The sequence below is a fragment of the Streptomyces sp. NPDC020192 genome, assembly GCF_044388685.1.
Taxonomy (GTDB): Bacteria; Actinomycetota; Actinomycetes; order Streptomycetales; family Streptomycetaceae; genus Streptomyces.
Window position 1 is genome coordinate 218724 of record NZ_JBIRXG010000010.1, and the last position, 13469, is coordinate 232192.

At 69.7% G+C, this 13469-nt stretch carries 6 protein-coding genes and 2 pseudogenes; 3 read left to right on the forward strand and 5 right to left on the reverse strand.

The features are described from left to right. The first annotated feature begins 338 nt into the window (after positions 1–338). Entirely contained in the window at positions 339–3011 is a 2673-nt protein-coding gene (locus ACH47Z_RS21035; RefSeq protein WP_399075730.1) for a glycosyl hydrolase, read from the forward strand. Between the two features lie 159 nt (positions 3012–3170). Here ACH47Z_RS21035 and ACH47Z_RS21040 read toward each other — a convergent pair whose 3' ends face one another. The 4 genes from ACH47Z_RS21040 to ACH47Z_RS21055 all read right to left on the reverse strand — a co-directional run bounded on the left by ACH47Z_RS21040 (position 3171) and on the right by ACH47Z_RS21055 (position 9287). Then, entirely contained in the window at positions 3171–3584 is a 414-nt protein-coding gene (locus ACH47Z_RS21040) for a hypothetical protein (protein ID WP_399075731.1), read from the reverse strand. A gap of 131 nt (positions 3585–3715) precedes the next feature. Then, the gene (locus ACH47Z_RS21045; RefSeq protein ID WP_399075733.1) at positions 3716–5629 is read right to left on the reverse strand and encodes a hypothetical protein; all 1914 of its coding nucleotides are present in this window, start codon (positions 5627–5629) and stop codon (positions 3716–3718) included. A gap of 87 nt (positions 5630–5716) precedes the next feature. Next, positions 5717–8110 carry a hypothetical protein gene (locus ACH47Z_RS21050; RefSeq protein WP_399075735.1) on the reverse strand — a complete coding sequence of 798 codons (2394 nt, stop codon included), beginning with the start codon at positions 8108–8110 and terminating at the stop codon, positions 5717–5719. 856 nt (positions 8111–8966) lie between these two features. After that, positions 8967–9287, reverse strand: coding sequence for a hypothetical protein (locus ACH47Z_RS21055; protein WP_399075738.1), 321 nt, complete (start codon positions 9285–9287; stop codon positions 8967–8969). Positions 9288–9619: 332 nt separating this feature from the next. Between ACH47Z_RS21055 and ACH47Z_RS21060 the strand changes: the two are divergent. After that, positions 9620–10809, forward strand: a pseudogene (locus tag ACH47Z_RS21060) (IS256 family transposase); the annotation flags it as partial. Between the two features lie 210 nt (positions 10810–11019). On the opposite strand, the pseudogene ACH47Z_RS21065 reads toward ACH47Z_RS21060, so the two are convergent. After that, positions 11020–11139: pseudogene (locus tag ACH47Z_RS21065) on the reverse strand (EamA family transporter); the annotation flags it as partial. A 446-nt stretch (positions 11140–11585) separates the two neighbouring features. Between ACH47Z_RS21065 and ACH47Z_RS21070 the strand changes: the two are divergent. Then, a partial coding sequence (locus tag ACH47Z_RS21070) for a serine/threonine-protein kinase (RefSeq protein ID WP_399075740.1) occupies positions 11586–13469 on the forward strand: 1884 nt, incomplete at its 3' end.

Below are 13469 nucleotides of genomic sequence, written 5' to 3' on the forward strand. Positions count from 1 at the left end.
GAACCGTACTCCCGTCCGCTCCTCCAACCACAGAGGTTTACAGCGACTTTATAACCTGACAAACGTAACGATTGTCAAAAATGGCCTCGTTCGCCCTTCGGTCTCTCGGAGTGACGGCGCACCTCATCAGGTGCAGCGCAGTTGGTCGGCTTTCTGTTACCAGAGCCCCGACACGCCGCAGAAGTCCACTTGCACCGAGCGGAAGTTCAGGTTCATGTGAGGTGCAAGGTAAACAACCCATCATTTTTCCTGTGAGCCCTTTGTGTGACTGTTGTGCTCACGCCAAGATCCTCCTGCGCCGGGGCACCCCCATATGCCTGGTGCAGGGAGGAGAGGGCATGTTGCCCCCGAAGTACCAGCGACGGTTCATGACCTGCACCGTCGTGGCGGCCGCGTTCGGACTGGTCAGCACCCAGTCGTTCGCGGCGTCGAACGACACCAGACCCCGGCCCTGGCAGGCGGGTCACCAGGCCGCCATCGGCCGCGAGCACATCAAGGCGGTGCACGCGGGCCACGGCATGTCCGCGTTCGCCGCGGAGGGCGATGACGGCGGTGCTGACGAGGCGGAGAACTCCGCCGAGGCGACGGCCCAGTTCACCGAGGCCCGCACCGCGCCCGGCGTGGTCGCGCCCGGCGCCTACGGGGCTGCCTGGCAGCAGCTTCAGTCCATGCGGCACACGGCCGGCGGCTGGGACCACGTCACCAAGAAGGCGTACAACTCCGACGACCCCCGCTACCGCGATGTGAACTCCAACTCCAGCGGTGGCGCGGGCGACGTGACCGGCCGGATCACCGGGATCGCCGCCGACGACCACGGCTATGTGTACGCGGGCGGCGCCAACGGCGGTGTCTTCCGGTCCACGACCGGCGGCGGGCACTGGAAGCCGATCTCCGACAAGCTGCCGTCCCTGTCGACGGGCACCCTCTCGCTGGACGGCCAGAACCGGCTCTGGTACGCGACCGGCGAGTCCAACACCGGGGCGACGTCCTTCGTCGGTACCGGCGTGTACGTCCTCAAGGACCCGCGCCACGGCCAGTTCCAGCCCGGCGACCGCGTGGGCGGTGCCGAACTGGAGTCCACCGTCATCCACGCCCTGCGCTTCGCCGGCACCAGGGTGTGGGCGGCGACCAGCACCGGCGTCTGGTCGCACTCCATGACCACCCTGTCCGGGCCGTGGAAGCACGAGTTCGCGCCCAACCCGGACTATCTGCCGGGTGGTTCGAAGGCGGACGACCCGAGCGCGCCGTACAAGAACATCGCCAACGACATCGCCGTCGACCCCAAGGACCCGGACAAGGTCCTGCTCGCGGTCGGCTGGCGCGGCGGCGACACCTACAACGGTCTGTACGCGAAGGCGGACGACGGCAGCTGGAAGCCGGTCAGCGGTCTCGGTGACCTGCCCACCACCAGCGCCGACGTCGGCAACATGACGTTCGCCGCGGCGGCCGACGGCTCCCGCCTGTACGCCATCGACCAGTCGCCGGCGCAGATGGCCGCCAACCCGGACAGTGGGCTCAAGGGCGTGTACGTGTCGAAGAACGGCTCGCCGTTCGGCCCGTGGACGCTGATCGCCGACTACACCAAGCTGAAGGCGTCCGGCTCGGCCCTGCAGAGCGCGGGCTACATGCCCGGAATCCAGGCCTGGTACAACCAGTTCCTCCAGGTCGACCCGGCCAACGCCGACCACGTCTACCTCGGCCTGGAAGAGGTCTTCGAGACCAAGAACGGCGGCCAGAGCTGGACCGTGCCGGGCCCGTACTGGAACTTCCCCTTCCCCTGCTGGAGCATCGACCCGGCCAAGCAGACCGGTGACTGCTCGCCGACCACGCACTCCGACCAGCACGCGGTCGCGATCGGCAGCTACCAGGGCAAGACCTGGGCGTACGTCGGCAACGACGGCGGCATCTACCGGCGCCCGCTGAACGGCGCCGTCGACTCCGGCGGCCACGCCAAGGACTGGCAGTCCCTGAGCGACGGCACCCTCGACACCCTCCAGTACTACTCGGTGGGCGTCGGCAAGGACCTCGCCAACGGCGGCGTCTCGGTGACCGGAGGTCTGCAGGACAACGGCCAGTCGATCCTGCGCGGCCACGACAAGGTCATGGGCTCGAACTTCGGCGGTGACGGCGGAGACACCATCGCCGACCCCGCCAACGGCTGCAACATCGCCGCCGAGTACGTCTACCTCGACATGTGGGTCACCCAGAACTGTGGCGTGAACGACGGTTCCTGGTCGACGGACCCGTCCAAGGCCACCGAGTACGAGGTCGCCCCGCCGGACAAGGACCAGGGTGGCGCGGGCGCCCGCTTCATCGCCCCGATCGCTGCCGACGCCAAGGACTCCAACACCTGGGTGGCGGGCGGCCGGCACGTGTGGGTGCAGACCAAGGGCTTCGCGATCCGCTCCGGCAAGGAGTGGACGAACGCCTACGACCTCGGTGAGGGCCACGTGGCCACGGCCGTGGCCTCGTCGGGCGGCACGGTGTACGTCGGCTGGTGCGGACCGTGCAACAATCAGGGCTTCACCCGGGGCATCGCGGTCGGCAACGCCGACGGCACGGGTTGGCACCAGCTGAACCTCCCGGTCGACGGCACCGTCCCGAACCGCTACGTCTCCGGCTTCGAGATCGATCCGGCGAACGCCCAGCACGTGTATGTGGCGATCAACGGCTTCTCGCGCCGGTTCACCGAGGGCCCGGGCGCGGGCGTCGGCCACGTCTTCGAGTCCAGGGACGGCGGCGCGAGCTGGACGGACATCTCCGCCAACCTGCCCGACGTGCCCGCCGACACGGTCAAGCTCCTCCCGAACGGCGGCCTCGCCCTCGGCACCGACCTGGCCACCTTCTACCGCCCCGCCGGCGCCACGAAGTGGCTCGTCCTGGGGCACAACCTGCCCACCACGGCCGTCATGGAACTGCGCCTCGGCCCCGACGGCAAGCTGTACGCCGCCACCCACGGGCGAGGCATCTGGTCCTTCGACGTACGGCGCCTCAAGGGCCGTAAGGACTGACCACGGCGGACGCTCGTCACACCACGACGGCCGGTGCGAACCCCGCTCCCGGGGGCGCACCGGCCGTCTGGCGTTCGCCTCAGGACGACGGAAGGGCGCGGGGGTGCCGACTCCGCCTCGGAGCCGGCGCCGCTGCCTGCGCAGGCGGTCGGAAGGGCCTCATCGGATGCCCGAGTCGAAGTGGATGACGACCGTGGTGAACCGCCCGTCGGTGACGGTGACGGTCACCGGTCGGGCGATCGGGTCCACGGCGCCGGTGAGGTTGGCGGGGCGGACGGCGTAGGTGCCTGGTGGCAGTGCGATGCGGAAGTGGCCGTCCGTGCCGCTGGTGGTCTCGGTGACCTTCTTTGAGTGATCGCCGCTGGTGATGGTCACCCGGGCCCGCAGGGGCCGGTCGGGGCAGGGGCTGTGCCGGCGGACCACCGGGCAGCCGCCGTCGACCATGGTGCGGCCCTGGATCCCGGAGCCGGACGCGTGCGGCGACCCGGCTCCGCGGGAGACCCCGCATCCGGCGGCCGAGACCGCGGCGGCCAGCGCCAGGACGGCGAGCGCGGTGCGAAGGGGGCTCTTCATACGGGTCGGACTTCCCGCGGCGCCGGTCGGTTCCTCGGCCGGCGGGGACCGAGGGCCGGGCGGAGAGGTGCACTGGCCGAGGTGCGTGCCGACGGACACCGGAACGCACCTCGGAGCGAACAGTGGAGAGATCAGCGTCGGATCGGCAGAGGCACGGATCCGGCGGGCCCCTGTGGTGCGGCTACGGTCGCGGCCCCATGGGTTGTGGCGGCGGTGCTGCCGCCGGTGACGGTGAGGGGCCCAGCGGTGTAGAGGGCCTCGTCGAAGGCTTGCCCGTTGGCCGGGGTCTTGCCGACGGCGAAGACGGAAACAGCCTTGCCGCTGATGACGGAGGTGGAGATGTAGTCACCGACCATGCTGCCCTGGGTGGAGTTGGCGATCTGGGACAGGGACATGGGGCCCGCGACGGTGGTCGGGCTGCTCCAGGTGCTGCCGCCGTTGGCGGAGGAGATGTAGCCGACCTCCAGTTGGCAGGTGGAGGCGGTGCAGTTGGCGTTCGGATAGAAGTAGTAATAGAGGCCGATCTTCGCCGTCGTGCCGGAGGTGGCGGGGTCGACGCCGATGCCGGGGATGAAGTGGTCCACGCCGCTGGAGGTGGCGTCGATCGGTACGCGGGTCACCGACGACCAGGTGGTGCCGTTGGTCGAGGTGGCGTAGACGATGTCGTTCGCCGGGCAGCCGGAACGGAAGCGGCAGTCCTGCCAGGCGACGTAGACCTTGCCGGAGCCGTCGATCTCGGCGGACGGCAGGCCCTCGCCGTCGCGCAGATTGCCGGCCACGCCATGGCTGGAGACGTTCGCGATCAGCGTGCTGGAGGACCAGCTGGAGCCGCCGTTGGTGGAGCTGAACGCCCGGACGGCGCTGCCGTTGGCGGAGTAGGGGACCACGACCGTGCCGTTCGGCTGGACCAGCGGCTGGCCGCCGAGCCCGCCGGGGTTCCCGGAAGGCGAGACGGGGCTGGACCAGGTGGCGCCGCCGTCGGTGGAGCGGCTCATGACGATGCCGTTGCCGGACGAGGTGACGTCGACCTCGACGTAGCAGGTGCCGTAGAAGCCGCTGGCGGCCGTGTTGTCGCAGACGATCCATTCCTTGTCGTAGCCCTGGCCGTCATTGCCGACCGCCATGACCGGGTTCTGCCAGCTCGTGCCGTTCGACGAGCGGCTGACCGTCACGCCCGCGCCATTGGCGTTGGAGTCGATGACCAGCCCGGCCACCATCCAGGTGCCGTGCTTGGCGTCGTAGGCCACGGCCGGGTCGGAGACTCGGGCCCAGCTGCCGCCCTGGTAGGTGGTGATGCCGGGGAGCATGCCGTGCTGCCAGGTGGTGCCGCCGTCGGTGGAGGTGTTCCAGCCGATGTCGGAGGAGCCGCCGTCGGTGAACCGGCCGACCTGGGAGGAGGCGACGATCGTGTTGCCGTACGCGAAGGTGTCCGGCTCCAGCTCGGTGGCGTGCTGGCTGGAGGTGTTGGTGAACGGGTCCGTGCTGACCTGGGTCAGGCCGGGCGGCGGGGCGGTCGTGGTGAAGGCCACGTCGTCGTAGAGCGTGTAGGTGGCGTCGCCCGCGTAGTTGTCGTCGTGGCTGACGAGGGTGAGCGTGTAGCTGTGCCCGGCGGTCACGGAGGACGTGACCTGCTTCCAGCCCTGGCCGTTGGTGCAGGTCTTGGCCAGTGCGGTCGTCATGGTGCCGGTCGTGGTGTCGGCGAGGGTGGCCGTGGCCCAGTCGTACGTCACCGTGTCGGGACAGGTGACGCTGTACCAGAAGGACATCTGTGTAGCACCGGTGGGTGCGGTGAAGCTCTGGGCGATCGAGGAGTCGCCGTTGGTGGGCGACGTGCCGCCGACCCGGGCGGCGTATGTACCGCTGTGCGCACCGGAGTTGACGACGCTCGTGGTGCCGGTGGTGGTCCAGCCGGTCAGGCTGCCGGATTCGAAGCCGCCGTTGGAGACGTCGGCCAGTGCCGGATGGGACGCGAGGAGCAGACCGCCCAACGAGAGCAGAGCGGCGGTGGCAGTTGCCACGGATCTGCGGACAGCAGTGCGCGACATGAGGAGACCCCTTGCCGTTGGGGAGTGGGGGAACGGGGGTGGGCCGACGACGCGCGGCCGGCGGCCCACCCGGGGACGACGCGCTGATCAGGACAGGGTCACGTCGTCGTAGCGGGTGTACGTGGCGTCACCCGTGTAGTTGTCGTCATGGCTGACCAGGGTGAGCGTGTAGCTGTGCCCGGCCGTGACCGAGGCGGTCTTCTGGAGCCAGCCGGAGGACGACACGCAGGTCTTGGCCAGCACGGTGGTCGTGGTGCCGGTCGTGTTGTCCTTGAGCGTGGCCGTGGCCCAGTCGTAGGTGAGTGTGTCCGGGCAGGTCACGTTGTAGGAGAAGCCGAGCGTGCTGGTCCCGGAGGGCGCCGTGAACGTCTGGGCGATCGAGGAGTCACCGTTGGTCGGCGACGTGCTGCCGAGCTGGGCGGCGTACGTTCCGCTGTGCGCACCGGAGCTGACCACCGATGTGGTCCCGGCCGGGGTCCAGCCGGACAGGCTGTCCGTCTCGAAGCCGCCGTTCGTGATCCCGCCGCCGCTGCCGGAGGTGACGGTGAGCGTGTAGGTGGCGGTGTGCGTGGCCGAGGCGCCGGTGCCGGTGACGGTGATGTTGTACGTCCCCGCCGGCGTCGACGAGGAGGTGGCCACTGTCAGCGTGGAGGAGCCGCCCGCGGTGACCGACGTCGGGTTGAAGCTCGCGGTCGCACCGCTGGGCAGCCCGGACGCGGACAGGCTCACCGACTGCGCCGAACCCGAGGTGACGGCAGTGGACACCGTGGTGGTCGCCGACGAGCCGGCGGCGACACCGGACGAGGCCGGGCTGACGCCGATCGAGAAGTCGTTGCTCGCGGTGGAACCGCAGTTGGGCAGCGTGAACGAGGCCAGCCGGGTGTGCCAGTTGAAGTTGCCGTTGGCGGGGATGTACTCGTTCGTGTACCAGAAGGTGCAGTCGTCCGTCGGGTCGACGGACATCGAGGTGTAGTCGCCCCAGCGGCTGTAGCTGGTCTGCGAGCCGCCGCCGGTGATCGCGGTGACCTCGCCCTGCGTCATCGTGCCGAGCGTGTCCCCGGCCAGACGGCCGGTGTAGCGGACCGACGGATGCACCGAGGAAGAGGACTGCGAGTAGCCGAGGGCGATGTTGCCGACCTTGTCCTCGGCGATCGAACCCATCCAGCGGTACGTGGAGTCAGGTGCGTAGGTGCCCTGCTGGTAGACGGTCGGGCTGCCGCCGGACATGCGCAGCTCGTACCACCGCACGCCCACCGAACTCCCTGCCGTGACCGCGTCGTTGACGACCAGCGACTCGTGGTCGCCGAAGTTGCGGTAGGCCAGTCGGAACATCAGCCGGTCGGAGAGCGAGTCGAGCTGCTGACTGGTCCCGCTCTGCGGGATGCACGTGCCCGAACTGCCGCAGGCGGTGGTGTACGAGGCGACGGTCAGTGTCGACGGCCCGGCGAAGGTCGAGTTGGACGTCGTGGTCCAGTCGACGTGGAACTTCCAGTAGGCCAGCGTCGTACTCGTCGTGCCCAGGCCCACCATCAGCTCCGGCTCGCCGGACGGCGGCGCGGTCGAGCCGTCCAGGTCCGCGCCGAGCAGGCCGCCGTAGGAGGACGAGGTGGTGAAGCACTGCTGGGTGGCGCTCGCGCCGGTGAGCATGGCGGAGCGGTTCAGGGCGCACGCCTCGGCGTTCAGGAAGCTGCCGGAGGCGGTGAACATGTTGTACGTGACGTAGTACGCGTCCGGCCACACCGACAGCTTCGGGTAGTCGGGGAAGTTGGCGTACTGGAACGAGTAGCGGTAGTAGCTGCCCGTCGCGTCCGCGCCGGTGGAGACGGCCACGCACTCGTAGTACGGGCCGGAGGACGAGGAGACGTTCGCGAACTGCGTCACCACCCAGCGGCCGGCCAGGGTGTCCCAGCGGACCACGGCGTCACCGTCGTTGGTGGTCTCGCACGAGCCGCCGAACCCGGACCAGAGCGTGCTGGTGTTGGTCGGCGCGAGGACGGTGGTCCCGGACTTGGAGTACACCGCGTAGGCGGTGTTCACGGTCTCGACGATCTGGCTGGAGCCGACGGCGGCGTTCGGGTCCGGCGGGACACCGGTGATCGAGTAGTTCCCGGCGCCGACGCCTTCGAAGTTCGTGCCCGTCGAGGGGGCAGAAGGTCCGCCGGGGCTGGACTGCACGACCGGGTCGGGGATGGGGGACGCGGGCGGGTGGGGCAGCCGCGTCTCGCCGGGGTCGTCGCCCTGCTCCTTTCTGCCGTGGCGGCCGTGGTGCGCGTGGGCCGCCATGGAGCGCAGGGTGGGAGAGGTGTCGTGCCGGACGGCGGGGCCGGTGTCGGCCGAGCGGTGGGCCGTCGGGGTGTGGGGTGCGGGGTCGGCCTGGGCGGCGGGGGCGGCGAGCCAGAGGGCGGGAACGGCGGTCAGGATCGCGGTGAGCGCGGCTATGCGACCGCGTCTGCGTCTGCGTCTGCGTCTGGATCGGGACACGGAACATCCTTTCGGCCAGCCGGAGTTCGTCCGGCATGTAGGGAGAAGAAGGACGTTCACGCCGATGGAGCGCGTGTTCGCAATCCGGGATGGTTGCACTGGACATGTCACGCAACAAGAGAGAAGAAGCCTGCGTGGCGCGAAGCAACCGAGAATTTACAGAGTGCAGTCAACTCACAGTAAAAACACAGGGTTTCCTCTGTATCGCCCAAGGGATTCCCCTGTATCGCCCGTAACGGGGGCATGAGTGCCCGTCGGGCCGGGGAACGGATCGAGCAACAGCGGCGTCCCACCGCCGGCCTGTCCCAACTCCGCCCGGAAGCACCGTGAGACCCCGCCACACGGGCGCCCGCTCGCTCGCCGTTGTCGCCCTCGTTGTTTCAGCCGCCGCCTGCGCATCCGGTACCGGGGCCATCGTGCCTGCCAAGGAGCCCTTCCGGTCTCCACTTCGGCCCCGGCGTCCCACGGGAGCCCGGCCTCCTCCACCTCGGCGCCCCACGACACATCGGCCACGGCCGGCGCTCCCGCTCGCCTGTGCCTCAGCGACACTGTCAGGGTTCGCTACCCGCCTGCCGACAACCCCCTGCGCACTAGCTGCGTCCGCGTCGGCACGACGATCCACATCACTCAAGCCGCCACCCCACTAGCGCTGGGCGCCGGTCACGAGCTCGAGCCCGAAGGCGGTCACGGTGCTCGACGACAGCCTGGCACCCGACGGCACCAGGTCCGCGACCGCACGCGCCGCGTCTCCAGGCACAGCCACCCTGGCTCAGCCGACACCTGCACCCCGACCGCACAGCCCGCCCTCGCGAGTCTGGAAACCGACCTTCACCGTGGCCCCATGACGGTCGCACGTCTACAACGGTTCGACGTGCACCAGCAGCCGCCACATCCGCGTTTGCGGCCCGAACGGATCCCCGCGGAACGACGACATCGACCGCAGCTCCGCCTCACCGGCGCCGGCCGCCCTGACCGTGACCCGTACGGTCCCCTCGGACATGTCCGCAGCGGTCACCGCCAAGGGTCCCGTGACCACCTCGACCGGCGTCCACCCGTAGGCGGGTGATCCGTGGAGAGTGATGACGACCTCGTCCCCCACCCGTACCTGTAGCGGCGGCCCTGGCGGATCCCCCGGATGGTGGACCACGTCCACCTGTCTGGGCCTGTCGTATGCCATGTTCACGAAACCTAGCGGGCAAGGTCCATCAGCTGAAGGAGAGTCCGCGTAGGCGTTGCGGACGTCGGTGTCGGAATTCCCGAGTGGGCTCAGCCACCTCTCCGCCTCGTAGGAAGTTCCCTCACCGGCGCGTAACGTGAAGCAGCATGAAGATCCTCGTCTCCTGGGGCTGATGCTGTGGCCTGCGGCAGAGAGCGGAATGCGGCACGTCGTCGGGGCACTGACGGCCGCTGAAACCCATGGCGGCTCAGGGCGGCCGATGTCAGCACTGATGTCGGGCGCTTGGCGGACTCACTCCTGGTAGTCGGCCAGTGGAGCTGTCGTGGCGTGTCGCCCTCATGTCCGCCAAGGCGGATGCGCTCTGCAACGCCGAATACGGGCAGGTCAGCGAGGAGAGAGTCAACCACCGCAACGGTTGTCGCCCGCGCGAGTGGGACACGAGGGCCGGCACCGTCGAACTTGCCCTTCCCAAGCTCAGGTCCGGCAGCCACTTCCCGCACTGGCTCCTTGAACGCGGGCGGCGGGCCGAGCAGGCCCTCATCAGCATGGTCGCCAGCGCCTACCTGCTCGGCGTCTCCACCCGCCGCGTCGAGAAGCCGGCCGAGTCTCTGGGCGTCACCCAGCTGTCGGAGTCCCAGGTCAGCGCGATGGCCAAGCACCTGAGCAGGTCGCCGCCTTCCGCAACAGGCCCCTGGACGCCGGCCCCTACACGTTCGTCCGGGTCGACGCGCTCACGCAGAAGGTCCGCGAGGGCGGCCGCATCATCAACGTCCACGCGCTGATCGCGGTCGGCATCAACGCCGACGGTCACCGCGAGATCCTCGGCCTGGACGTCGCCACCACCGAGGACGGTGCCGGCTTGCTTGCCTTCCTGTGCTCGCTCATCGCCCGCGGCCTGTCCGGCGTCCAACTGGTCATCTCCGACGCACACATGGGCCTGATCAACGCGATCGGCGCCACGCTGCCCGGGGCGAGCCGGTAGCGATGCCGCACCCACTACGCCCGCTCGTTGCTGAGCCAGGTGCCCAAGTCGGGCCAGCCCTGGGTCGCCACGCTGCTGCAGACCATCGTCGAACAGCCCGACGCCGACGCCGTCCAGCCCCGGATGAGGCACGTGCTCGACGCTCTGGAGGCCAAGTTCCCCAAGGCCGCAGAGCATCTCGACATCGCGCAGGCGGACGTGCTGGCGTTCACCGTCTTTCCGCGCGAGATCTGGCGGCAGATCTGGTCCAAAAATCCACAGGAACGGCTGAACAAGGAGATCAGGCGCCGCACCGACGTGGTCGGCGTCTTCCCCGACCGCACCGCCCTGATCCGCCTGGTCGGCGCCGTCCTGGCCGAGCAGAACGACGAATGGACCGAGGCCCGCCGCTCCATGGGACTCGACCTGCTGGCCAAGGTCCGCCTCCACCCGATCGAGTCAGAAACCGACGACACCGTCCTGCCCACCGGACTCACCGCATGGCCTCGAAGAAGAGATCACCGAGTGGCCGTCGATACACCACTCCATCAATGGACGTGACCGTCGGACGGCCCGGTTGGCTCCCCGGTCGGCTCCCGCAGCGCGTGCACGTGTTGCCTCGCCAGACCTGCGCACATGGCTCCGGAGTGATTGTGCCGATCAGCCTTACAAGGCTCTGACGGGCGCACACAACTGCGAAAGCTTGGAGTCGTCTGGATACAGCCGTGCCCCGGCCAGGTTCTGGCCGGGGCACGGACCTAGCCATAGCCGGCCCGCGTGCAGCATCAGCCCGATCCCCACGACCAGCAGACCCGCCGCCGCGAGCCGGGGCGCGCCGAGGCGCTCCTTGAAGTAGACCGCGCCGATCGCGGCCCCGACGATGATCGAGGTCATGCTGATGGGCATCGAGCGGGCGAACTGCCGCACGCCAGCACTCGGGCGCCCTGGGCGGGGTCGGGCTGTGCCAGGTCGCCGCCCACCTCGCCTACGTCACCGCCGCAGGGCGCGCTGATCGGCCGGGCCGTGTACCTGACCCGGGACTGGGTCGCCGACGACGAACGCCGCGAGTAGACGGGTGTCCCCGACAACCTCGCCTTCGCCAGCACACCCCAGCTGGCCGACGCGACGCCTGAGGGGCCGCGCCAGGCGGGGCGTCCGGCCCGCTGGGTGGCCGCCGACGCGGTCTCGGCGGGCGTGAACCACGCACGCGGTACGCGAGCTGGGCTACACCCGTCTGGGTGACTTGCCGCTCTTCGGGCGATGTGCGATACGTGGAGAGAGGGCCCCTTCAGCGCTCGCCGAGGAACCCCTGCTGGCCGTCCTGGAAGAAGAGTGCCATGACAGGAGCGCAAGAGGCCGCCGGGCGCGTGATCACCGGACGCTACCGGCTTCTGCGTCGGCTCGGCACCGGCGGCATGGGACGTGTGTGGCTGGCGTACGACCAGGAACTGGCCTGCGAGGTCGCGCTCAAGGAGATCATTCTGCCGCCGGACGTCCCCGAATGCGAGGTGGGATCCCGGATTGCGAGGGCCCGCGGCGAGGCCCGGCACGCCGCCCGGCTGCGCAACCATCCGCATGTCGTCACCGTCCACGACATCGTGGAAGAGGACGGCCTGCCGTGGATCGTCATGGAATACGTCCCCGACTCCATGGACCTGGAGGCGGTGGTGCGCGAGCGAGGGCCGCTGCCGCCCCGCGACGTCGCCCGGATCGGTCTGGCGGTCCTCGACGCCCTGCTGGAGGGACACCGGCTCGGTGTCCTGCACCGGGACGTCAAACCGGCCAACATCCTGCTGACCCATCCGGGGCCCCAGCCCTCCTGTCCGACAGAGGGCGGCGGCCGGGTGATGCTCACCGACTACGGCATCGCGCTGGAGCCGAGCTCCGGGGAGGACCGCCTGACCGCCACCCTGGAGATCCTCGGGACGCCGCGCTTCATGGCCCCGGAGCGGGTCAACAGTCAGCCGCCCACCCCTGCCGCCGACCTGTTCTCGCTCGGGGCCACCCTGTACTACGCCCTCGAGGGGGTTGGTCCCTTCGACCGCGACACCGCCATCACCACGCTGAGCGCCCTGCTGTTCGAGTCCCCGAGCCCGCCGCGCGAGGCGACGGACCTGAGCCCGGTCCTCTTCGGGCTGCTGGCCAAGGACCCCGCGGACAGGATGGACGGTGAGGACGCCGCATGGCGGCTCGCCTCGATCGCCGACCAGCCCCACGCCTCCCCTTTGCAGCAACCGGCTCCCTCACCGGAGGCGCCGCCGCCCGAGTGGCCCCCCGCCTCGAAGCCGCCGCGCCCCCAAGAATCGGCCCCGCCGACCAAGATCCTGCCGGCCGGGTCGGGGGAACCGGCCGGCCCGCCCCCGGAACCGCTGCCGCACAAAGGGGACGAGGCCCGGCTGCGGCTTCGTCCGCCGCGGCCCGGAAACCGCCGGGCCAGGCTCATCGCGGGGGTGACGCTGGTGGTGCTTGCCGCAGCGGGCGGCGGCATCTACCTGGCACAGTCCCGCTCCTCGGGTCCTGAAGCCACCGCACCGTCCGTGTCCTCGATCCAGGTCGGCAACTCCCCGGGCGGGGTGGCGGTGTCGCCAGATGGGCGCCGGGCCTATGCGACCAACTACTTCGACCCGGCTTCGGTGTCGGTGATCGACACGGCCACCAATCGCACCGTGGGCAACCCCATTCGCGTCGGCAGCAAGCCGCAGGGGGTGGCGGTCTCCCCGGACGGACGCAGGGCCTACGCGGCCAACTCCGGCTCGGATTCGGTGTCGGTGATCGACACGGCCACCAATCGCACCGTGGGCAACCCCATCGGTGTCGGCAAGAACCCCATCAGACTGGCGGTCTCCCAGGACGGACGCCGGGCCTACGCGGCCAACTCCGGCTCGGATTCGGTGTCGGTGATCGACACCGCCACCAACCGCACCGTGGGTAACCCCATTCCCGTCGGTGACAACCCGCAGGGGGTGGCGGTCTCCCCGGACGGACGCTGGGCCTACGCGGTCAATGCCGGCTCGGATTCGGTGTCGGTGATCGACACGGCCACCAATCGCACCGTGGGCAACCCCATCGGTGTCGGCAAGAACCCGGTCGGGGTGGCGGTGTCCCCGGACGGACGTCGGGCTTATGCGGTCAATGCCGGCTCGGATTCGGTGTCGGTGATCGACACGGCCACCAATCGCACCGTGGGCAACCCCATCGGTGTCGGCAAGAACCCGGTCGGG

Bases quoted from the DNA above. Each gene is read 5' to 3' on its own strand.
- ACH47Z_RS21035 (WP_399075730.1), top strand. From the start codon at position 339: ATGTTGCCCCCGAAGTACCAGCGACGGTTCATGACCTGCACCGTCGTG.
- ACH47Z_RS21040 (WP_399075731.1), bottom strand. From the start codon at position 3,584: ATGAAGAGCCCCCTTCGCACCGCGCTCGCCGTCCTGGCGCTGGCCGCC.
- ACH47Z_RS21045 (WP_399075733.1), bottom strand. From the start codon at position 5,629: ATGTCGCGCACTGCTGTCCGCAGATCCGTGGCAACTGCCACCGCCGCT.
- ACH47Z_RS21055 (WP_399075738.1), bottom strand. From the start codon at position 9,287: ATGGCATACGACAGGCCCAGACAGGTGGACGTGGTCCACCATCCGGGG.